The organism is Pseudomonas sp. UBA3149, assembly GCF_002364655.1.
Lineage (GTDB): Bacteria > Pseudomonadota > Gammaproteobacteria > Pseudomonadales > Pseudomonadaceae > Chryseomonas > Chryseomonas luteola.
Genome location: NZ_DEYV01000005.1, coordinates 156,754 through 176,814, shown reverse-complemented (window position 1 = coordinate 176,814; position 20,061 = coordinate 156,754). Strand labels below are relative to the sequence as shown.

The 20,061-nt window shown below is 56.6% G+C and carries 22 protein-coding genes; 14 read left to right on the top strand and 8 right to left on the bottom strand.

What is annotated here, in order from left to right; translation table 11 throughout:
• Positions 1–93 precede the first annotated feature (93 nt).
• Positions 94–1,419 carry a 30S ribosomal protein S12 methylthiotransferase RimO gene (gene rimO, locus B3729_RS02605; RefSeq protein ID WP_010797439.1) on the top strand — a complete coding sequence of 442 codons (1,326 nt, stop codon included), beginning with the start codon at positions 94–96 and terminating at the stop codon, positions 1,417–1,419.
• Positions 1,420–1,492: 73 nt separating this feature from the next.
• Here the strand turns inward: rimO and cadR are convergent, their stop codons facing one another.
• Positions 1,493–1,957, bottom strand: a complete 465-nt coding sequence (cadR, locus tag B3729_RS02600; RefSeq protein WP_286786966.1) for a Cd(II)/Pb(II)-responsive transcriptional regulator — start codon at positions 1,955–1,957, stop codon at positions 1,493–1,495.
• Positions 1,958–2,025: 68 nt separating this feature from the next.
• Between cadR and B3729_RS02595 the strand changes: the two genes are divergently transcribed.
• From B3729_RS02595 to tsaA, 3 genes are all read left to right on the top strand, one after another.
• Positions 2,026–4,263, top strand: coding sequence for a heavy metal translocating P-type ATPase (locus tag B3729_RS02595; protein WP_286786965.1), 2,238 nt, complete (start codon positions 2,026–2,028; stop codon positions 4,261–4,263).
• A gap of 78 nt (positions 4,264–4,341) precedes the next feature.
• Positions 4,342–4,605 carry a hypothetical protein gene (locus B3729_RS02590; RefSeq protein WP_010797436.1) on the top strand — a complete coding sequence of 88 codons (264 nt, stop codon included), beginning with the start codon at positions 4,342–4,344 and terminating at the stop codon, positions 4,603–4,605.
• 47 nt (positions 4,606–4,652) lie between these two features.
• Positions 4,653–5,354, top strand: a complete 702-nt coding sequence (tsaA, locus tag B3729_RS02585) for a tRNA (N6-threonylcarbamoyladenosine(37)-N6)-methyltransferase TrmO (RefSeq protein WP_286786964.1) — start codon at positions 4,653–4,655, stop codon at positions 5,352–5,354.
• 94 nt (positions 5,355–5,448) lie between these two features.
• On the opposite strand, the gene fpr is transcribed toward tsaA, so the two are convergent.
• A complete protein-coding gene (gene fpr / locus B3729_RS02580) occupies positions 5,449–6,228 on the bottom strand; it encodes a ferredoxin-NADP reductase (protein WP_019364473.1) in 780 nt (259 codons plus the stop codon).
• A gap of 197 nt (positions 6,229–6,425) precedes the next feature.
• On the opposite strand from fpr, the gene B3729_RS02575 reads away from it, so the two are divergent.
• Positions 6,426–7,373 carry a LysR family transcriptional regulator gene (locus B3729_RS02575; protein WP_010797433.1) on the top strand — a complete coding sequence of 316 codons (948 nt, stop codon included), beginning with the start codon at positions 6,426–6,428 and terminating at the stop codon, positions 7,371–7,373.
• On the opposite strand, the gene B3729_RS02570 is transcribed toward B3729_RS02575, so the two are convergent.
• Positions 7,357–7,737: a diacylglycerol kinase gene (locus tag B3729_RS02570; protein WP_010797432.1), complete on the bottom strand. Its 381-nt coding sequence runs from the start codon at positions 7,735–7,737 to the stop codon at positions 7,357–7,359. The two genes, B3729_RS02575 and B3729_RS02570, sit on opposite strands and share 17 nt — an antisense overlap.
• 55 nt (positions 7,738–7,792) lie before the next feature.
• Complete coding sequence (erdR, locus tag B3729_RS02565; protein WP_286786963.1) at positions 7,793–8,440, bottom strand: response regulator transcription factor ErdR; 648 nt, start codon at positions 8,438–8,440, stop codon at positions 7,793–7,795.
• A gap of 153 nt (positions 8,441–8,593) precedes the next feature.
• Here erdR and B3729_RS02560 point away from each other — a divergent pair, with 153 nt between their 5' ends.
• Entirely contained in the window at positions 8,594–9,493 is a 900-nt protein-coding gene (locus B3729_RS02560; protein WP_286786962.1) for a DMT family transporter, read from the top strand.
• On the opposite strand, the gene B3729_RS02555 is transcribed toward B3729_RS02560, so the two are convergent.
• Positions 9,494–10,252 (bottom strand): tRNA-uridine aminocarboxypropyltransferase, encoded by a 759-nt coding sequence (locus B3729_RS02555; RefSeq protein ID WP_286786961.1) that lies wholly within the window; start codon positions 10,250–10,252, stop codon positions 9,494–9,496.
• A 175-nt stretch (positions 10,253–10,427) separates the two neighbouring features.
• Here B3729_RS02555 and B3729_RS02550 point away from each other — a divergent pair, with 175 nt between their 5' ends.
• Together B3729_RS02550 and B3729_RS02545 are read left to right on the top strand one after the other, a co-directional pair.
• Positions 10,428–10,832, top strand: coding sequence for a quorum-sensing-regulated virulence factor family protein (locus B3729_RS02550; protein ID WP_010797428.1), 405 nt, complete (start codon positions 10,428–10,430; stop codon positions 10,830–10,832).
• 147 nt (positions 10,833–10,979) lie between these two features.
• Positions 10,980–12,056, top strand: a complete 1,077-nt coding sequence (locus tag B3729_RS02545) for a TIGR00730 family Rossman fold protein (protein ID WP_286786960.1) — start codon at positions 10,980–10,982, stop codon at positions 12,054–12,056.
• Between the two features lie 28 nt (positions 12,057–12,084).
• On the opposite strand, the gene recX is transcribed toward B3729_RS02545, so the two are convergent.
• From recX to B3729_RS02530, 3 genes are all read right to left on the bottom strand, one after another.
• On the bottom strand, positions 12,085–12,549 hold the full coding sequence (gene recX / locus B3729_RS02540; protein WP_286786959.1) for a recombination regulator RecX: 465 nt from the start codon (positions 12,547–12,549) through the stop codon (positions 12,085–12,087).
• 74 nt (positions 12,550–12,623) lie between these two features.
• On the bottom strand, positions 12,624–13,670 hold the full coding sequence (gene recA / locus B3729_RS02535; protein ID WP_010797425.1) for a recombinase RecA: 1,047 nt from the start codon (positions 13,668–13,670) through the stop codon (positions 12,624–12,626).
• A 109-nt stretch (positions 13,671–13,779) separates the two neighbouring features.
• Complete coding sequence (locus tag B3729_RS02530; RefSeq protein WP_286786958.1) at positions 13,780–14,256, bottom strand: CinA family protein; 477 nt, start codon at positions 14,254–14,256, stop codon at positions 13,780–13,782.
• A 200-nt stretch (positions 14,257–14,456) separates the two neighbouring features.
• On the opposite strand from B3729_RS02530, the gene B3729_RS02525 reads away from it, so the two are divergent.
• The 6 genes from B3729_RS02525 (at position 14,457) to B3729_RS02500 (ending at position 19,876) form a co-directional block, all read left to right on the top strand.
• The gene (locus B3729_RS02525; RefSeq protein WP_019364466.1) at positions 14,457–15,485 is read left to right on the top strand and encodes a LacI family DNA-binding transcriptional regulator; all 1,029 of its coding nucleotides are present in this window, start codon (positions 14,457–14,459) and stop codon (positions 15,483–15,485) included.
• Positions 15,486–15,548: 63 nt separating this feature from the next.
• A complete protein-coding gene (locus tag B3729_RS02520) occupies positions 15,549–16,328 on the top strand; it encodes a sugar phosphate isomerase/epimerase family protein (RefSeq protein WP_286786957.1) in 780 nt (259 codons plus the stop codon).
• Positions 16,321–17,250, top strand: coding sequence for a sugar kinase (locus B3729_RS02515; RefSeq protein ID WP_286786956.1), 930 nt, complete (start codon positions 16,321–16,323; stop codon positions 17,248–17,250). Before B3729_RS02520 ends, B3729_RS02515 begins: the two co-directional genes overlap by 8 nt.
• Before the next feature lie 49 nt (positions 17,251–17,299).
• A complete protein-coding gene (locus B3729_RS02510; RefSeq protein ID WP_286786955.1) occupies positions 17,300–18,604 on the top strand; it encodes an MFS transporter in 1,305 nt (434 codons plus the stop codon).
• A 12-nt stretch (positions 18,605–18,616) separates the two neighbouring features.
• Positions 18,617–19,603: a 2-hydroxyacid dehydrogenase gene (locus tag B3729_RS02505; protein ID WP_286786954.1), complete on the top strand. Its 987-nt coding sequence runs from the start codon at positions 18,617–18,619 to the stop codon at positions 19,601–19,603.
• A gap of 60 nt (positions 19,604–19,663) precedes the next feature.
• On the top strand, positions 19,664–19,876 hold the full coding sequence (locus B3729_RS02500; protein WP_286786953.1) for a hypothetical protein: 213 nt from the start codon (positions 19,664–19,666) through the stop codon (positions 19,874–19,876).
• The last annotated feature ends 185 nt before the right edge of the window (positions 19,877–20,061 follow it).

Below are 20,061 nucleotides of genomic sequence, written 5' to 3'. Positions count from 1 at the left end.
GCGCCAAATGCCTCTTCTCAGTCCGGGCGCGCACCGCTAAAATCGCGCGTTTTTTGATCATCAGCGCGTTCTGCGCACCTCCTGAGGTTAGCCATGTCCACCCCCGCCACGCCCAAAGTCGGCTTTGTCAGCCTCGGCTGCCCTAAAGCTCTGGTCGACTCCGAACGCATCCTGACCCAGCTTCGCATGGAAGGTTACGAGGTTGTTCCCACGTACGAGGACGCCGACGTGGTGGTGGTCAATACCTGTGGTTTCATTGACAGTGCCAAGGCCGAGTCTCTGGAAGTGATCGGCGAAGCCCTGGCTGAAAATGGCCGGGTCATCGTGACCGGCTGCATGGGGGTGGAAGAATCTGCGATTCGTGATGTACATCCGAGCGTACTGGCGGTAACGGGTCCGCAGCAGTATGAGCAAGTGGTGACCGCAGTCCATGAGGTAGTGCCGCCAAAGCGCGAGCATAATCCGTTGGTCGACCTGGTACCGCCACAGGGCATCAAGCTCACCCCCCGCCACTACGCCTATCTCAAGATTTCCGAAGGCTGCAACCATCGCTGCAGCTTTTGCATCATCCCGTCCATGCGTGGCGATTTGGTCAGCCGCCCGATCGGCGATGTGCTCGATGAGGCTCAGCGTTTGGTCAAGGCCGGAGTCAAGGAGCTGTTGGTCATCTCCCAGGACACCAGTGCATATGGCGTCGACCTCAAATATCGTACCGGCTTTTGGAATGGCCAGCCGGTCAAGACTCGCATGCTGGAACTATGCGAGGCGTTGAGCAGCATGGGCGTCTGGGTACGTATGCACTACGTCTACCCCTACCCGAACGTGGACGACATCATTCCGCTGATGGCCGAGGGCAAGATCCTGCCCTACCTGGATATCCCCTTCCAGCATGCCAGCCCCAAAGTTCTCAAGGCCATGAAGCGTCCTGCCTTCGAGGACCGCACCCTGGCCCGTATCAAGAAGTGGCGTGAGATCTGTCCGGAACTGACCATTCGCTCCACATTCATTGTGGGCTTCCCTGGTGAGACGGAGGAAGATTTCCAGTACCTGCTGAACTGGCTGACCGAAGCTCAGTTGGATCGTGTGGGCTGCTTCCAGTATTCCCCTGTGGAAGGCGCACCGGCCAATGAGTTGGAAGGTGCCGTACCGGATGACGTGAAGCAGGATCGCTGGGAGCGCTTCATGGCGCATCAGCAGGCCATTTCTGCGGCTCGCCTGCAATTGAAGGTTGGAAAGGATATTGAAGTGTTGATCGACGAAGTCGACGAACAAGGCGCCATTGGCCGCTCCTATGCCGATGCCCCAGAGATCGACGGCAATGTGTACGTCAACAGCGAACACGACCTGAAGCCAGGCGACAAGGTATGGGTACGCGTAACCGACGCAGACGAATACGACCTGTGGGCCGAGACGCTGTAACGCAGCCATAACCCCGAAAAGCCCTGCGATTGCAGGGCTTTTTTTATGGGTGCCCTATGCCGACCGGCCTACCCTATCGTCTGTGCACTCCTGGCACATGGTCATGCCCCGCATGGCTACAGACCTCCTCGATCGCCGAAGGTCCGGCGGGTTGTTGCAGCTCCCGAATGATGCCGCATACATCGCTGGATACCTTGCCCGAGCACTGCTGACGCAACGCCATGAGCTGTCTGCGCAGTTCGGTCAGCTCTCGAATGCGCACCTCCACATGATGAATATGGTCCTCGATCAGATCATTGACCCGACAGCAGTCCGGCTCAGGCTGATCCCGCAATTGTAACAGGGAACGGATCTCGTCCTGTGTCATGTCCAAAGAGCGGCAATGCCGAACAAAGGTCAATCGCTCCAGATGGGCCTCGCTGTATTGACGGTAGTTTCCCGCGCTGCGAACAGGCGCTGGCAGCAGTCCCTCACGCTCGTAATACCGAATGGTTTCCACGGAACATCCCGTTCGGCTGGCCAATTCACCTATTTTCATAACGCCTCCTTGACCCTGTAGTAGCTACAGGGTGTGCAATGACAACCCTAACGTCAATGGAGGTTGTCATGGCGCATGATCCATCCTGTTGCGGACCCAAACCATCGTCCTGCTGTGAGCCTCAGGTAAAGACCTGCTGCGACAGTCATACAAAGATTTCTCTTGAGTCCAATCCTCTACCGGGCGTTACCGAGCCCGAGGTGCTTGATCACTCCAAGTGGACAAGCCTGCGTATCGATGCCATGGATTGCCCGACTGAAGAGAAGCTGATCCGTGATGCATTCGCCAAGCTGAAGGCGGTCGAAGCACTGGAATTCAACCTGATTCAGCGCAGCCTACGCGTTCGCCATCGCTACCCCGATGCAGAACCGCTAAAGACCCAGATCAATCGGCTGGGCATGCAGGCTGTTGAACTGAAAGGTGATGAGCAAGCCCCTGCAGTACCAGCGGCAAAACCCTGGTGGCCGCTGGGCCTGGGCTTGGCTACCGCCCTGGCAGCCGAAGTCGGTGAGTGGTTGGGTACTGTGCCTGAGTTCGCTGTAGCATTTCTGGCATTGGCCGCCATTGCCCTGGCTGGTCTACCGGCGTATCGCAAAGGTTGGATCGCTATCAGGCAGCGCACTCTTAATATCAATGCATTGATGAGCATTGCGGTCACCGGCGCCCTGTTAATTGGCCACTGGCCTGAAGCGGCCATGGTCAGCGTACTGTTTGCCATCGCTGAAGTGATCGAGGCACGCTCACTGGACCGTGCCCGCAATGCCATCCAGGGATTACTGGCATTGACACCAGAAAACGCGACCGTACGACAGGCGGATGGTACTTGGGCAACACTGCCAGCCAAACAGGTCCAACCCGGCGCGCTCATCCGGGTAAGACCGGGGGAGCGAATTGCATTGGATGGAGAGGTGGAATCCGGTCAGTCAGGTGTCAACCAGGCGCCTATTACAGGCGAAAGCCTGCCGGTCGACAAGGCTCCCGGCGATACCGTGTTTGCCGGCACCATCAATGGTGAGGGCAGCCTGGAGTATCGTGTTACCCATCGAGCCAACGAAAGTACCCTGGCTCGCATTATCCATGCCGTAGAGCAGGCTCAAGGCGCCCGCGCACCTACCCAACGATTTGTAGATCGCTTTTCCCGCCTGTATACGCCAGCGGTTGTTCTCATTGCCGTTGCGGTTGCCCTGTTGCCTCCCCTGCTGGGTTGGGGAGGTTGGCTGGAGTGGTTATATAAAGGGCTGGTATTGCTTGTTATTGCCTGCCCATGCGCCTTGGTCATCTCAACACCGGTTACAATTGTCAGCGGGCTTTCGGCTGCCGCACGACATGGCATCTTGGTGAAAGGTGGGACATTTCTTGAGCAAGGCCGCCAGCTTGAGTGGATTGCCCTCGACAAGACCGGCACGCTTACTGAGGGTAAGCCGCAGTTGGTCGACCGCATCGTACTCACCGGACAGAAGAGTCAGGCGTTGGAATGGGCGGCCAGTTTGTCCTCGCGCTCAGACCATCCCGCTTCACAGGCTCTGAGCCATGCTCTTTTGCAAGAAGGTACTGCCTTAAAGGACGTACAGGATTTCTCGGCCCGGGCAGGACAAGGCGTGCAAGGCCGTATAGAGGATCAGCTCTACTTTCTGGGTAATCGCCGCCTGCTGGAGCGCGAAGGGCTGGCCTCCGAGAATCTACGGCACCGTATCGAATCGCTGGAGCAGACAGGTAAAAGTGTGGTGGCGCTTGCCAGCCAACAGGAGGTACTGGCGCTGTTCATCATTGCTGATCAAGTAAAGGAAACCAGCCAGAGCGCTGTCGCAGCACTTCATGCGTTAGGCATAAAAACCCTGGTGCTCAGTGGCGATAATCCTCACAGCGTAGACCGTATTGCCGGTCAGGTAGGCATCGATGAAGCGCATGGCTCGTTACTGCCCGAAGACAAGCTTGCAATTTTGGAGCAAAAGCAACGGAGCGGTGCTGTGATCGGTATGGTTGGCGATGGCATCAACGACGCCCCTGCTCTGGCTCGGGCTAACATCGGTTTTGCAATGGGCGCCGCCGGTACCGATACGGCTATCGAAACGGCAGACGTGGCACTGATGGATGACGATTTGCGCAAACTGCCGGACTTCATTCGCCTCTCCCGTAGCACGCACCGCATTCTCATGCAGAATATTGCACTAGCCTTGGGAATCAAGGCGATATTCTTGACGTTGACGATCATGGGCGAGGCCACGCTCTGGATGGCTGTCTTCGCCGACATGGGTACAAGCCTGCTTGTGGTTGCAAGCGGCCTGCGACTGATTCGACACCATTGATGGATGACCGCCGACACGCTGTTGGAACTCACCTGCCGATAGAGCGCTCTGCATAAGGTCTGTCAGCAGGAATGTTTCATGGATTACATCGATTTATTGCAATGGCCAGCCATGGCCGTGACCCTGATCGCGGCGTGGCTGGTTGCTTCCCAACGTGAAAACCGCCGAAACCTTGGGTTCTGGTGCTTTCTTGCCAGCAATGGATTATGGATCACCTGGGGCCTGCATACGCAGGCGTATGCCTTGATCGTTTTGCAACTGGGGCTGGCATTCATGAACATCCGTGGTGTTCGCCGTAACCAGCTGAATACTTCAAAGGCTATGCGTGAGAGTCATACTTGAGCCAGACAGGCTAAAATAGCCAGCCTGTCTCCCTTATGACGCTCCCCATGACTTATAGCGTTTTCCCTATCGGCCATATCCGCTCTTGTTTCAAGGAGAAGTTCGCCATCCCTCGCCAGCCCCATTTGGCTCCGGCTGCCCGAGGTATATTGGAGTTTGTGCCGCCGTTCGACCACCCGGATGCTGTACAGGGGCTGGAACACGTCAGTCATGTCTGGCTGCTGTTTCTCTTTCACCAGACATTGGAAGAGAAACCGCGTCTTAAAGTACGTCCTCCCCGCCTGGGCGGGAACCGTTCCCTGGGTGTCTTTGCGACGCGTGCCACTCACCGTCCCAATGGTATTGGGCAATCTGTGGTAACACTGGACGCTATCGAGCCGGGCCGGCTCAGGCTTTCAGGTATCGATCTGCTGGACGGTACCCCGGTGTTGGACATCAAGCCTTACGTGCCCTACGCCGATGCAATTCCAACTGCCTTTAATACCATAGCCAGTGCACCTCCCGATGGGATTCCGGTCCTCTGGACGCACGAAGCCCGCGTGCAGGCGGAGCAGCATGGAAAGCGTCTGAATGAGCCATTGGCCGCTCTGATTGAGCAATGCCTGACTCAGGACCCTCGCCCGGCTTATCAAATCCCGCCGCCTGACCGCCGTTATGGTGTTCGCCTATGGGATGTAGACGTCCATTGGCATTATCCGGAGCCCAATGTCATCCGTATTCTGGATATCGAGCGTGCAGATAATGACTGAGTCTGGGTCAAACAGCCTTCCTGCGCCTGATCAGCCCTTACCGTAGACACAAAAAACCCGCCTCCAGGGCGGGTTTCGATAACGCGGGTAACGCTTACTTCTCGACGAACGCGCGCTCGATCAGGTAGTCACCCGGATCACCCATACGTGGAGAGATGGTCAGACCAAACTCGTTCAGCACTTCGCTGGTTTCGTCCAGCATGCTAGGGCTGCCGCAAATCATCGCACGGTCGTCCTGAGGATTGATCGGAGGCAGGCCGATATCTTCAAATAACTTGCCGCTGCGCATCAGGTCGGTCTGACGGCCCATGTTGCGGAATTCTTCACGCGTCACCAGCGGATAATAGATCAGCTTTTCGCGAACCATATCGCCAAAGTATTCATGTTCAGGCAGTACGTTGGTGATGAAGTCGGCATAGGCCAGTTCATTTACATAACGTACACCGTGAACCAGAATCACCTTCTCGAAACGCTCATAGGTTTCCGGATCCTGAATGGTACTCAGGAACGGCGCCATGCCGGTGCCGGTGGATAGCAGATAAAGGTGCTTGCCAGGCTTCAGGTCGCTCAGAATCAGCGTACCGGTAGGCTTGCGGCTAACCATGAGGTTATCGCCTTCCTTCAGGTGCTGCAGGCGGGAGGTCAGCGGACCATCCGGAACCTTGATACTGAAAAATTCCAGGTGCTCTTCATAGTTGGGACTGGCGATACTGTAGGCGCGCATCAGCGGACGGCCGCCTTCGGTTTCCAGTCCAATCATGACGAACTGGCCGTTCTCGAAACGCAGCCCCGGATTACGGGTCGTCTTGAAGCTGAACAGTGTATCGTTCCAGTGGTGAACGCTCAGGACGCGCTCGGTGTACAGATTACTCATGAAAAACTCCTAATCACCTGCCCAAAGACGCTGATGCCCGGCTCTGTCTCGCGGAGGCGGGACTACCTGCACGTGTGACCGCTCTGGATCGGGTTTGACAAAAAGGACGCGACCAAGCGCATTTGCGCGGCATTTTATATAACGCAAGAATATCCGTAAAATGAATAATTCGGATATCAGTTATCCAGTGAGCAGATATGAGATTCACGTTGCGTCAACTCGAAGTCTTCGTCGGCGTCGCCCGCTTGGAAAGTGTTTCCCGCGCGGCAGAGACGCTTGCGCTCTCACAATCGGCAACCAGCACGGCCTTGGGAGAGCTAGAGCGTCAGTTCGACTGCAAACTCTTTGACCGTGCAGGCAAACGGCTGACCCTCAATGCCTTGGGCCGCCAGTTATTGCCCAAGGCAGTTGCCCTGCTCGACCGCAGCGACGAGATCGAGAACCTGCTACGGGGCAAGACCGGATTCGGCTCACTGGAGGTCGGCGCCACGCTCACCATTGGCAACTATCTGGCTACGCTCCTGCTGGGTGATTTCATGCAACGTCATCCCGATTGCCGGGTGCGCCTGCATGTTCACAACACGGCGCATATCGTACAGCGCGTGGCTAACCATGACATTGATCTGGGACTGATTGAGGGGGATTGCCAGGACGCGGATATTGAAGTCCACCCTTGGATTGAAGATGAGCTGGTAATCTTCTGTGCTCCGCAACATCCTTTAGCCAACCATCCAACGGTAGGTCTGGAAGAGTTAATTGATCAGGCCTGGATTCTTCGGGAGCAAGGCTCCGGCACCCGCCTGACGTTCGATCAGGCCATGCGTCATCATGCGGCGCCCCTGAATATTCGCCTGGAACTGGAGCATACAGAGGCCATTATTCGGGCAGTGGAATCAGGTCTGGGCATCGGTTGCATCTCAAGGCTTGCCCTGCGCGATGCCTTCGAGCGCGGCAGTCTTGTTCCAATCGAAACCCCCAGCCTGGATTTGCGTCGTCAGTTCTGTTTTATCTGGCACCGCCAGAAATACCAGACGGCAGCCATGACCGAATTCCTGGCACTGTGTCGCAAGCTTACCGAGGGTATTGCACGTAGCGACCAGATCTTGCTGGCCCCCTTTAAGGAGCGTGCTACCCCAGCAGAATGATCGACCAGACGGCTGCAATCATCCACATTGCCACGAATTGAGCCGCACTGCCCAAGTCCTTGGCGTTCTTGGACAACTCATGCCATTCCAGCGACACCCGGTCCACCACGGCTTCGATAGCGGCATTGAACAGCTCAACAATCAGCGAAAGCAGGCAGACACCCACCATGATTGCCCGCTCGCCTCGCGATACATCCAGCCAAAAGGCCAGCGGGATCAGGATGCAGCTCATCAGCACCAGCGAGCGGAAGGCAGCCTCTCCTTTGAAAGCCACCTTCAGACCGGCCAGGGAATAGCCCGTAGCCTTGATGACACGTTTAAGGCCGGTCTTGCCTTTATAGGGAGATATCACACCAGGCTCCATGCAGCGACTCAATAGAAGACTAGCCTGTAGCGTGTCGAAAAAGCGTGAAAACTCATCAGCCTGGAGTTGATTCGAGCTGTTGCAGCAACAGGGCAGCCTGCGTTCGGGTTCTCACACCCAATTTACGGAAGATCGCCGTTACATGCGCTTTTACTGTGGCTTCCGACACGCTGAGTTCATAGGCAATCTGCTTGTTCAAAAGACCATCGCATACCATGGTCAGCACCCTGAACTGCTGGGGCGTCAGGCTGGATAATCCGGCCTTCGCGGCCTTGGCTTCTTCGCTGAGGTTCGCAGCGCCCTCTCCTTGGGCCGGCCACCAGGTATCACCATCCAGCACAAGGCGTACGGCTTGCTGGATTGTTTCCAGATCGCTGGATTTAGGTATGAAACCACTGGCACCGAACTCCCGAGCGCGCTGCACTACAGCGGCGTCTTCCTGAGCAGAGACCATGACTACCGGAATCTGTGAGTATTGCCCGCGCAGCAGCACCAGTCCGGAAAAACCATAGGCGCCCGGCATGTTGAGGTCGAGTAGGACCAGATCCCAGTCAGTCTTGTGCGCCAGCTGAGCCTCGAGTTCGGCGATACTTGCCGCTTCCACCAGCTGTGCCTGCTGCCCCAAGCCAAGCGTCAAGGCTTGCTGCAGGGCGCTACGGAACAGCGGATGATCATCCGCGATGAGGATCTGATAGGCGGCCATCGGTAAATTGGTCCTTATTATGATTCTGTAATTTCAGCGGCTCAGAATGCCGAGCGTCCGACGACGGGTCAAGGCACTTTGCGACCATAATCACAGGGTTCCCAAAGTCACAGCCATCCGGCAGAGTGGCGACTTTTGCCAAGCGAGCCTATCATGCGTACCCAAGCCCTGCGTGCCGATGTTCTCATGCTGATCACAGCCATGATCTGGGGGAGCGCCTTTATTGCACAGCGCGCCGGCATGGACTCCATCGGTCCGTTCCTCTTTACGGGACTTCGCTTTGCATTGGGTGCACTGACACTGATTCCAGTCCTACTGGTGCTGCATCGCCGCGCCAGAACACCCATCAGCCTCGACCGTCGCGTAGTGATCGGCGGCTGCCTGATGGGTGTTCTGCTTTCCATTGGCATCAACTTCCAGCAAGTGGGCCTGCTATTCACATCCGTGACCAACTCCGGTTTCATCACCGGACTCTATGTGATTGTAGTCCCCATTCTGGGTTTGCTGTTTGGCGAACGCACCGGCAGAGGCACTTGGCTAGGTGCCTGCCTGGCGGTGGCAGGCATGTGTCTGCTTAGCATAGGCGAGAATTTTAAGGTAGCTTCCGGCGATTGGCTGCAATTGGCCGGCGCCTTTGCCTGGGGAGCGCATGTGCTGGTGGTAGGGCATTTTGCGAGCCGCCATGATCCGATGCTACTGTCCATCCTTCAGTTCGCATTCTGTGCAGCGGTCAGCCTGACGCTGGCATTGCTGTTCGAGCCGATTCAGACCCAGGGTATTATTCAGGCTGCTCCCGCGCTGCTGTATGGTGGCATCATAGCTGCCGGCATCGGTTATACGCTGCAGGTTGTTGCACAGCGCGACGCCATTGCCTCCCATGCGGCCATCATTTTCTCACTTGAAGCCGTCTTTGCGGCCTTTTTTGGCGCCTGGCTGCTGGACGAGTCGCTTACCGTCCGCGGCTATCTGGGCTGTGCGCTCATGTTTACCGGCATGCTGGTTGCGCAGCTCTGGCCCAGAAAGGCCGTGGTCGAGCCCAAGGTGACGAACTGATCAGGGGAATGCGGCAACGAAGGGCTGCAATCGCTGATGCGCCGGGCTGAACGGATCTGTCTGGCGATTCTGTTTGGCGTTGAGATAACGTTCACTGAACACGTCCAGATAGGCATCAAGCGCCGCCGCCGCCCTATTCTCACCCGCCAGCTCCAGACAAAGCGCAGCCACTTCTGCCGTACAGAGGTGCTCGCCTCGTGTAGAGCGTCGCAGGCGATAGCGGGAAAGCTCTTCAGGGCTCAGACTTAGCACCGGCAGGCTATCCAGATAAGGGCTCTTACGAAACATCTTTCGTGCTTCAGTCCAGGTAGCATCCAGCAGGACGAATAAGGGTCGCTTGCCCTGGACTGGCTCTACCGTTTGCACGACTCGTTCAGGCGCTGAATATTCGGCCGGAAATACAAGATAGGGTTGCCATTGAGGATCGCTCAGCACGGCCAGTAGTGCGTCATCTACATCCGTTCTCGACCAGCCAAAGGCAAAACTGTCACTGACCACATCGGCAATCAGCCATCCGGTATTGCTTGGCTTGAGCGGCTCTACATCGTGCATGATCAGGCACGTGCCTGCCGCGCATTCGACCGCAGGTCGCCACTCGCAGAAACAGTAAGGCAACGCAAGGCGACAACCCTCACAGCGTTGAACGCGGGATCCACGGGCAACAAAAGGTTTGCTGCTGCGCGCCAGACGATCATGACGCAGCCGGGCTACGGCATTTGGCGGACTGGAAGAAGAATTGGCAGAGCGGATATAAGGCATGAGAAGTACTGCGTGATTTACGTGGGCAAGTTTAACAAAGGCTGTCCAGAACACATCTGGCATTTTGAAAGCGCCGACCACAGGAGTACCCTTTGCGTACCGCAATTAGCCTTTGCTTGCGAACATCACGGCTGCCCTGCGGTCGAAGCGAGCCTGATCTACGTTGGAGAGTTCAATGCTGCGTTATACTGCCCTCGCCCTTTGCTTCATCCTTCCTGCAGCGGCCCAGGCGGCCTCGCTGAAAGAACAAGAACTGTCGCAGATGCTGCAAAAGGTCGCGAAAGAAAGCAGCGTGGGGACTCCGCGCGCTATCAATGAAGACATTCTTGACCGTGGCTATACCGTTGAAGGGCGCCAGCTCATCAATCATTTGAGTGTACGTGCCAGCCATGCGCATCAGATGGAAGCCAACCCGGCGACGGTACGCACCCAGCTGGCCGCCAGTGTCTGCCGCAACACCGGCTACCGCCAGTTGTTAGCCCGTGGCGCCATGTTGGTGTACAGCTTTACCGAATACCAGAGCAATCGCCCGGTTGCGAACGAGCGCTTCGAAGCAGCCGATTGCGGTCTGAGCAAGTAAGCTTTCTTTGCCATGCCGCGTCTGGCATGGCCATTCAAGACAGGCATTTGCCTTTCTTACTCCGCGCCACGACTATGCTAAAGGCAAGGTAATCGCTGCCTGGAATGGCAGCTTGATTACACAGCAGTGGCTACCAGGAGTATGCAGATGAACCCAGACGCACAAGACGACTATCTGTCTCGTCATGTACAGGTCAGTGCCGAAGACCTTTCCCAAAAGATCGATGAGCTGCTGGCTCATACCGTTCCGGCCAACAGTCCCAATCTGTCTCTGTATCGCGACATGCTGTTGACCGTGGTTCGCATGGCCCAGGCAGACCGCAACCGTTGGGATGCCAAGATCATGATGCAAACCATGCGAGAGATGGAAAATGCCTTTCGTCATCTTGAGCAATACAAGCGGCGGCGCAAGGTAACGGTTTTCGGATCAGCCCGTACGGCCGTGGATCATGAACTCTATGTGCTGGCCCGCACACTTGGCTCAGCCCTCGCTCAGCGGGACATGATGGTCATCACTGGAGCAGGTGGCGGCATCATGGCGGCAGCTCACGAAGGTGCCGGCTTGGACAATAGCCTGGGCTTCAACATTACCCTGCCTTTTGAACAACGGGCCAACCAAACCATGGACGGCACCGATCACCTGCTGTCCTTTCACTTCTTCTATGTACGTAAACTGTTTTTTCTCAAGGAAGCCGATGCACTTGTGCTCTGCCCTGGCGGATTTGGCACCCTGGACGAAACCTTTGAAGTCCTTACGCTGATACAAACCGGCAAAAGCCCTCTCGTACCCGTCGTGCTACTGGATACACCTGAGGGTACGTTCTGGAAGGATGCGGTCAGTTTTCTGAAAAAGAACCTGGCGGATGAGCGTTATATCCTGCCCAAAGACCTGAAACTGGCAACGCTGGTGCATACTGCGGAAGAGGCAGCAGAGATCATCAGCCGGTTCTACAGCAACTTTCATTCGACACGCTGGCTGAACGGTCAATTCGTGATGCGTCTGAACCATGCCCTAACATCCGAGGCGCTGGCGCATATCGATACGCACTTTGCGGACCTGTGCAAAAGCGGGCACTTCACTCAGCAAGCCTCGGGCAAAACCAACATCGACGAACCGGAATTTGCTCACCTGAGCCAGCTTTCCTTCAACTTCAATGGCCGCGATTATGGGCGCCTGCGCGAGTTGGTGGATTCACTGAACGATCCACAACATTGGCTACGCTAATCGAGAGGCGTTAGCCGGGCCCGACCTATCAGTCATCTGGCGCGCCACGCAGCAATCGGCTGACGCTGTCGATGGAGAAACCGCGGTAGCTCAAGAAACGTCCCTGCTGTGCGCGTTCCTTAGCGTCAGCGGGGCGCTTGCCTTTGAATTTGCGTTGCCAGACATCACGCAAATGGGCCGACCAGTCTTCCTCACACTCCGATAGCGCCTGTTCGATATCAGCACGGGCAAGACCGCGCTGGGCCAATTCCTCACGGATACGAACAGGTCCATAACCCGCCCGGGCACGACTTGCGATATAGCTACCCAGATAACGTGTCTCGCTCAGCAGCCCCTCTTCGGCCAGGCGATCCAGGGCTGCGTTGATCAGTTCATCCGTTGCCCCCCGCTTACGCAACTTGCGAACCAGCTCTTGTCGGCCATGCTCTCGGCGGGCCAGTAGATCCATGGCTGCCAAGCGAACAGCCGCTGGGGTATCGAGTTCAATAGGCATTCAAACGCCCCGTAAAATTATCAGGCTGAAATAAAAAAGCCCTCGCACAGCGAGGGCTTTTATCAGGCAGAACCTTAGAAGTCAGCGTCAGCGCCCGCTTCGGCTTCTTCAGTGGCCGCCCCTTTAACGGGGGCCTGGCTTAGAAGCTTTTCGCGAATGCTCTTGTCGAGCGCATTACGTACTTCAAGGTTCTCTTCCAGGAACTTGGCCGCGTTAGCCTTACCCTGGCCAATCTTGGTTCCTTGGTAGCTATACCAGGCACCTGACTTTTCAACCAGACCCAGCTGTACGCCCAGGTCAATAATCTCACCGTTACGGTAGATGCCCTTGCCGTACAGGATCTGGAATTCAGCCTGACGGAATGGTGGAGACACCTTGTTCTTGACGACTTTAACGCGGGTCTCGCTACCTACCACCTCGTCCCCTTCCTTCACCGCACCGGTACGGCGGATATCCAGACGGACCGAGGAGTAGAACTTCAACGCGTTACCGCCAGTTGTAGTTTCCGGGTTGCCAAACATCACCCCGATCTTCATACGGATCTGGTTGATGAAAATAACCAGGCAGTTGGCGGTCTTGATATTGCCGGTGATCTTGCGCAGCGCCTGAGACATCAGACGCGCCTGCAGACCTACGTGCATGTCACCCATTTCGCCTTCGATTTCCGCCTTGGGCACCAGGGCAGCTACGGAGTCGACGATGATCACGTCTACAGCATTGGAGCGCACCAGCATGTCGGTGATTTCCAGCGCCTGTTCACCGGTATCCGGCTGGGAAACCAGCAGGTCGTCAACATTGACGCCCAGCTTGCTGGCATAATCCGGATCCAGCGCATGCTCTGCGTCAACGAAGGCACAGGTTGCGCCCTGCTTTTGCGCCTCAGCAATGACGGACAGGGTCAGCGTAGTTTTACCCGACGATTCCGGACCGTAGATTTCTACGATACGGCCCTTGGGCAGACCGCCGATCCCCAGGGCGATATCGAGGCCGAGCGAACCGGTGGAAATGGCCGGAATTGCCTGACGCTCATGATCACCCATGCGCATAACTGCGCCTTTGCCAAACTGACGCTCAATTTGACCCAGGGCCGCGGCCAGGGCGCGCTTTTTGTTGTCGTCCATTAAAATCCTCTCGCAAGAAGGTAGGCCAGACGGCCGTGGAAAGCACTGTATATGTGAACAGTATTAAAGCATAAGTAGGGCTCGCTGGCTACCTTTCGATGCGATTTTCTCATGTCGAAATTCGCAATAATCCTTCCAGTGCAGCCACAACGGTTTGAGCCCTGACAGCAGCTCTGTCGCCAGGAAAAAGACGTTTCTCGCTGTAGATGTCAGAGCCGTTTCCCCACGCCAGCCAGACCGTTCCCACAGGCTTTTCCAGGGAGCCGCCACCCGGGCCTGCGATACCACTGACCGCAACAGCGAACCGGGCCCCGCTGCGTGCCTGCGCCCCACGTACCATGGCCTCGACAACCGCCTGACTGACAGCGCCCACCTCCATGAACAAGTGATCCGGCACATCCAGCTGGGCCGTCTTCTGAGCATTGGAATACGTCACAAATCCCGCTTCGAACCAGGCAGAGCTGCCCGCTACGCGGGTAATGGCTTCGGCAATACCGCCGCCGGTGCAGGACTCGGCAGTTACGACCTGTGCCTTCAATGCCGATAACCGTTTGCCCAGCTCAGCTGATAACTCATCGATAGTCATTGTGTGGCCCTGAGAAGATGGCGAGGCGAAACCTTTATTGTACAAGGTTATGAGCTTTCTATATGAGGACTGCCGCTCGTCGGTTCAAGCCAGGCGTACTCTTGCCAAGCCAAAGGACAAATGGTTTTCTGAAACCGGTTTCAAAGCCTGTCGTTCCATAGACAAGAACTCCACAATATTAGGGAGCAGGCCCATTGGATATGCCTCTTCAAAGCATGCGTCCGCCGCGTGCCACTATCAATCAGGTCGCTCAGGAAGCAGGCGTTTCCAAGGCGAGCGTTTCTCGCTACATCAGCGGGGATCGGCAGCTATTATCGGATGCGCTGGCCTTGCGCATCGAACGGGCGATCGAAAAGCTTGGCTTTCAGCCTAATCAAATGGCGCGAGGTCTCAAGCGCGGCCGCAGCCGGCTTATCGGTATGCTGGTAGCCGACATGCTCAATCCCTATTCCGTTGCTGTCATGCATGGCGTCGAGACGGCCTGCCGTCGGCATGGCTATTCTCTCATCGTATGTAACACTGATCGAGATGACCTCCAGGAAGAGCGCCACCTGAATGCGCTTCAGTCCTATAACGTGGAAGGCTTGATCGTCAACACGCTGGGTCACCATCCCCGAGAGCTTCAGCAACTGCATCGAGAACTGCCCATGGTATTGCTTGATCGCAAGCTGGATGGTCTGGATGCTGATCTCGTTGGGCTGGATAACACACAGGCCATTCGGTTGGGTCTTGAGCATTTGCTTGAGCGGGGCTACCGCGACCTGCTCATGGTGACCGAAGATCTGGACGGAACCAGTTCACGAGAAGAGCGCGCCCGAACCTTCATTCACTACCTGTCGCCCCGCGCGGGTGTGCGAGGGCGCGTCAGCTCCTCCGCCGGTTTCAGCGCTGCGCTACTTGAGCAGCTCGCGCATTTTCTCTCCGATACCAATCATGGTCCCAAAGCCATCATGGCGGCGAACGGCATTGCCGCGCTCGCTGTGACAAAAGGCCTCAGGGAATTAGGTTACAGAACGTTTGAATCGGTTGGACTAATCGCCCTGGACGATCTTGACTGGTATCCATTGGTAGGCGACGGCATTACCGCCATTGCTCAACCAACCCATGCGCTGGGCGTAGCCGCATTGGAGTATCTGCTGGAACGCCTGCGAGGCGATGTGTCGAGCTCACGGACGCTGGCATTACCGGCCGAACTGGTGGTACGCGGCTCTACCCCGGCGCGACGTTAAAACAACAATGTGGGGGCGGCACACTGTGCTCGACCTTCAATGAAACCGGTTTCAGGAGGCGTTATGAAACCTGATGTCGTAGTGACTACTTCTGCCTTTGGTGCTGATGCCGTACGCGCTCGCGGTCAGGAAAATTTCCTTCCGCTGATAGCAGGAGCCGGCGCCAGTACCGTCGAGATACGTGACGAACTGTTCGATGACATGCGACCTGAGCTATCTGCCCTGGGTAACAGCATAGCTGCACAGGGACTGGAATGCGTCTACTCGGTCCCCATCGAGCTATGGTCACAAGGCGAGCATCAACCCACCCGTGAGTTACAGCCTGCGATGGTACGCGCCGCCCGCCTTGGAGCGCATACGCTCAAGATCTCCCTTGGCCACTTCACACCCTACTGTGACATGGAAGCATTGGGTCACATGCTGGAAGCCAGCTCTGTGCGCCTGCTGATTGAAAATGACCAGACTCCGCAAGGGGGTCGACTCAAGGCCTTACAAACGTTTTTTGATGTTGTGCAGCGAATGAAACTGCCTATCGGCATGACCTTCGATGTCGGCAACTGGCACTGGCAGAACGAGCAACCAGAAACGGCCGCACTATTACTAGGGTGCTACGTGGAGTACATCCACTGCAAGGCTGTTCGCGAGCGCAACGGCCATCTTCATGCGATGCCCCCTGAAGCCGAGGACCTGAAACGCTGGGCGCGGCTATTTACTCATTTCAAGACAGGACTGCCACGCGCCATCGAATTTCCCCTGCAGGGCGACGTGGTTCGCGAGACCCAACGTCATGTCGAGGCATTGGGCCGTCTTGGTACCACTCAGCAGGAGATGCACCATGCCTGATTACGACGTGCTGGCCTTTGGCGAGACGATGACAATGTTCGTGGCTGAAGAACCCGGTGACCTGGCCGACGTCGAGCATTTCGGCAAACGTATCGCGGGTGCCGACAGTAATGTTGCCATTGGCCTGACCCGTCTGGGTTTGAAAGTGAAATGGTTGTCACGGGTAGGCGATGACTCTCTGGGCCGCTTTATTCGTGCAACGCTCGAGCGCGAGGGGGTCGACTGCAGCCGGGTTGCCATCGACCCCAAGCACACTACGGGCTTTCAGTTCAAATCGAGGGAAATCGATGGCCGTGATCCCATCGTGGAGTACTTTCGCAAGGGGTCAGCCGCCAGCCATCTATCGATAGAGCATGACTTCGATGACGCCCTGCTGGATGTTCGTCACGTGCATGCGACGGGTATTCCACCCGCCCTTTCAGATTCGCTTCGCGAACTGACCTACCACTTGATGAACAGTGCACGCCAGCAGGGCCGTAGTGTGTCCTTTGATCCCAACCTGCGTCCCTCCCTTTGGCCTAGCGAAGCCCGCATGCGTGAGGAGATTAACCGCCTAGCCAGTCTGACCCACTGGGTACTGCCGGGCTTGGCCGAAGGCAGGTTACTTACCGGCTATGACACTCCCGAAGACATTGCTGCCTTCTATCTGAACCAGGGCGCCCAGGTGGTTGCTATCAAATTGGGACCGGAGGGTTCCTACTACCGCACCCATGAAAGCGAGGGTCACGTTTCTGGCTATCCGGTGGAAAACGTCGTCGATACTGTCGGCGCTGGCGATGGCTTTGCAACCGGTTTTGTCAGTGCCTGCCTCGAGGGCCTGGATGTTTCCGCTGCCGTGGCCCGGGGTAACTGGATCGGTGCAAAGGCCGTACAGGTTATCGGAGATATGGAAGGTCTGCCCTACCGCCACGAGCTGCCATAACACCTGGATACCCCATGGACAACAACAATAAGCCCACAGGTATATCGTCATGAATGCAACCTCCTCCATTGCCACCCGCCGCTGGTGGTACATCATGCCCATCGTGTTCATCACCTACAGCCTGGCCTATCTGGACCGGGCCAACTATGGATTCGCGGCTGCTTCCGGCATGGCTGATGACCTGGCCATTACTCCAGCCATGTCGTCGCTACTGGGTGCCCTGTTCTTTCTTGGCTATTTCTTCTTTCAGGTGCCTGGCGCGATATACGCTGAAAAGCGCAGCGTAAAAAAGCTGATCTTTTGGAGCCTGATCCTGTGGGGCGGCTGTGCCACATTGACCGGCGTAATTCCAAACGTACAAGCCCTGATTGCGATTCGCTTCCTCCTGGGCGTGGTTGAGGCAGCGGTCATGCCGGCCATGCTGGTTTATCTCTGTCACTGGTTTACCCGTGCGGAGCGCTCCCGGGCCAATACCTTTTTGATCCTGGGTAATCCCGCAACCATTCTCTGGATGTCGGTCGTCTCGGGCTACCTGGTGCATACCCTCAACTGGCGCTGGATGTTCATTATCGAGGGCTTTCCCGCCATTATCTGGGCCTTTATCTGGTGGCGCCTGGCCGATGACCGTCCCGCACAGGCCAAATGGTTGAGCACTCAGGAAAAGCAGGACCTCGAGAGCGCGCTTCAGGCTGAACAGGTGGGTATGAAACCCGTCAAGAATTACCGGGAGGCCTTTCGCTCGCCTAAAGTCATTCTGCTGTCTGCCCAGTACTTCTGCTGGAGCATTGGCGTATATGGGTTCGTGATCTGGTTGCCGTCTATTCTAAAGCAGGCCGCTCAGCTGGATATCGTCGAGGCTGGCTGGCTATCTGCCCTGCCCTATCTGATGGCGGTCCTTGCCATGCTGGCGATCTCCTGGATGTCCGACAAAACCCTCAACCGCAAACGCTTTGTGTGGCCTCCCCTGCTGATCGCCTCCCTCGCTTTTGCAGGGTCGTTCATGCTGGGCACTCAGCATTTCTGGTGGTCCTACACCTTGCTGGTTATCGCAGGTGCCTGCATGTACGCGCCTTACGGTCCGTTCTTCGCCATCGTGCCGGAGATCCTACCCAGCAACGTGGCGGGTGGAGCCATGGCGCTTATCAACAGCATGGGAGCACTGGGTTCCTTTGTTGGCTCCTACATCGTGGGTTATCTGAACGGTGTTACCGGTACCCCTGCTGCGTCCTATGTCTTCATGGGCAGCGCACTTCTTGTCTCTGCCGTGCTGACCATGCTCCTGCGTTCCGCTCCTACTGCCAGCCAGGAAACAGCCAAGAACGCACAGCCAATGCGTACGGCCACCTCTCATTGAACAGGACTGCTCATGAAAAAGCGTGTCATTGCCTACAAGAAACTCTCACCCGCGCTGACTGCTCGCCTGCAGGAAGCAGCTGAGCTGACCTATGTCGATGTAACCGGTAAGCACGGTCTGGCACCGCTGGAAGACGCCCTGCCAGACGCGCACGGCCTGATTGGTTCCAGCGTCAAACTCAACGCTGAACTGCTGGACAAGGCACCTCACCTAGAAGCCATTGCTAGCGTATCGGTAGGCTACGACAACTATGACCTCGATTACCTTACCCGCCGCGGCATTTTCTTGTGCAACACCCCGGATGTACTGACGGAAACTGTCGCTGACACAGCTTTCGCCTTGATCCTGTCGACCGCCAGACGTGTGGTTGAGCTTGCGAACTATGTCAAGGCGGGAGACTGGCAGGCCAGCCTGGGGGAACCCCTCTTCGGCAGTGATGTTCATGGCAAGACGCTGGGAATAGTAGGAATGGGCCGGATCGGATCGGCGATTGCCCGTCGCGGTCACTTCGGCTTTGGCATGCCTATCCTCTACAACAGCCACTCCCCCAAGCCGGATATCGAACGGGAGTTCGCCGCACAATACCGCTCCCTGGACCAACTACTGAGCGAGGCGGACTTTATTTGTGTCACCGTACCGCTAAGCCCTGAAACAACGCGGCTTATCGGGGCGCGGGAGTTCGCGTTATTAAAACCGGAAAGCTTTTTCATCAATATCTCCCGTGGCAAGGTGGTTGATGAAAAGGCCCTGATCGACGCGCTTCAAAAGCAGCAGCTCAAGGGTGCCGGTCTGGATGTCTTCGAAAAGGAGCCGCTTCCGGCAGATTCCCCCCTGCTGAACCTGCCCAATGTGGTCGCTACACCCCATATCGGTTCGGCAACCCATGGCACGCGCGAAGGCATGGCACGCTGCGCGGTCGACAATCTGCTGGCTGCCCTGTCAGGTAAGCGCCCGCCTGATCTGGTCAATCGGGAGGCGTGGGAACGACGTAGCCAGTGAAGGTGAATCCACCTCGCGAGCGGCTGTCCAATGTCTGTCGATTACATGAGGGAAACCACCATGGCTGCAAATAAAAAAGAAATTGCCGAACTGCTCCAGCAAGCCCGTATGCAGGCTGGCAAAGCGGCCGATCAAGATCAGCCTGCTTATTACCGGGATGCCTTCGAGGCACTTGCCCAGGCGATTGAAAAGCTGGCAGAGGCTGCAGGCGAGTCCCACCATGACAAAGTGGTTCGCGCCGTTGAAGAGTTTCAAGGAGATGAAGGCATCTGAATACCTTGTCAGAGCTTTCAAACGCCCGGATCATCCGGGCGTTTCTACCTTCGAAACGCACCTTTCATCACGCAACCGTCATCCTACTTTCACAGCACGGCAACCTCTGCGACCTCTCGTCGCACCCATGAAACATAGCGAAGCCTCTCCCTGTCGGACCTTGAGTAGGCACCTTGAATGGGCCT

Excerpts from the sequence above, each read along its gene's own strand:
- rimO (WP_010797439.1), top strand. The coding sequence starts at position 94 with ATGTCCACCCCCGCCACGCCCAAAGTCGGCTTTGTCAGCCTCGGCTGC.
- cadR (WP_286786966.1), bottom strand. The coding sequence starts at position 1,957 with ATGAAAATAGGTGAATTGGCCAGCCGAACGGGATGTTCCGTGGAAACC.
- B3729_RS02595 (WP_286786965.1), top strand. The coding sequence starts at position 2,026 with ATGGCGCATGATCCATCCTGTTGCGGACCCAAACCATCGTCCTGCTGT.
- B3729_RS02590 (WP_010797436.1), top strand. The coding sequence starts at position 4,342 with ATGGATTACATCGATTTATTGCAATGGCCAGCCATGGCCGTGACCCTG.
- tsaA (WP_286786964.1), top strand. The coding sequence starts at position 4,653 with ATGACTTATAGCGTTTTCCCTATCGGCCATATCCGCTCTTGTTTCAAG.
- fpr (WP_019364473.1), bottom strand. The coding sequence starts at position 6,228 with ATGAGTAATCTGTACACCGAGCGCGTCCTGAGCGTTCACCACTGGAAC.
- B3729_RS02575 (WP_010797433.1), top strand. The coding sequence starts at position 6,426 with ATGAGATTCACGTTGCGTCAACTCGAAGTCTTCGTCGGCGTCGCCCGC.
- B3729_RS02570 (WP_010797432.1), bottom strand. The coding sequence starts at position 7,737 with ATGGAGCCTGGTGTGATATCTCCCTATAAAGGCAAGACCGGCCTTAAA.
- erdR (WP_286786963.1), bottom strand. The coding sequence starts at position 8,440 with ATGGCCGCCTATCAGATCCTCATCGCGGATGATCATCCGCTGTTCCGT.
- B3729_RS02560 (WP_286786962.1), top strand. The coding sequence starts at position 8,594 with ATGCGTACCCAAGCCCTGCGTGCCGATGTTCTCATGCTGATCACAGCC.
- B3729_RS02555 (WP_286786961.1), bottom strand. The coding sequence starts at position 10,252 with ATGCCTTATATCCGCTCTGCCAATTCTTCTTCCAGTCCGCCAAATGCC.
- B3729_RS02550 (WP_010797428.1), top strand. The coding sequence starts at position 10,428 with ATGCTGCGTTATACTGCCCTCGCCCTTTGCTTCATCCTTCCTGCAGCG.
- B3729_RS02545 (WP_286786960.1), top strand. The coding sequence starts at position 10,980 with ATGAACCCAGACGCACAAGACGACTATCTGTCTCGTCATGTACAGGTC.
- recX (WP_286786959.1), bottom strand. The coding sequence starts at position 12,549 with ATGCCTATTGAACTCGATACCCCAGCGGCTGTTCGCTTGGCAGCCATG.
- recA (WP_010797425.1), bottom strand. The coding sequence starts at position 13,670 with ATGGACGACAACAAAAAGCGCGCCCTGGCCGCGGCCCTGGGTCAAATT.
- B3729_RS02530 (WP_286786958.1), bottom strand. The coding sequence starts at position 14,256 with ATGACTATCGATGAGTTATCAGCTGAGCTGGGCAAACGGTTATCGGCA.
- B3729_RS02525 (WP_019364466.1), top strand. The coding sequence starts at position 14,457 with ATGCCTCTTCAAAGCATGCGTCCGCCGCGTGCCACTATCAATCAGGTC.
- B3729_RS02520 (WP_286786957.1), top strand. The coding sequence starts at position 15,549 with ATGAAACCTGATGTCGTAGTGACTACTTCTGCCTTTGGTGCTGATGCC.
- B3729_RS02515 (WP_286786956.1), top strand. The coding sequence starts at position 16,321 with ATGCCTGATTACGACGTGCTGGCCTTTGGCGAGACGATGACAATGTTC.
- B3729_RS02510 (WP_286786955.1), top strand. The coding sequence starts at position 17,300 with ATGAATGCAACCTCCTCCATTGCCACCCGCCGCTGGTGGTACATCATG.
- B3729_RS02505 (WP_286786954.1), top strand. The coding sequence starts at position 18,617 with ATGAAAAAGCGTGTCATTGCCTACAAGAAACTCTCACCCGCGCTGACT.
- B3729_RS02500 (WP_286786953.1), top strand. The coding sequence starts at position 19,664 with ATGGCTGCAAATAAAAAAGAAATTGCCGAACTGCTCCAGCAAGCCCGT.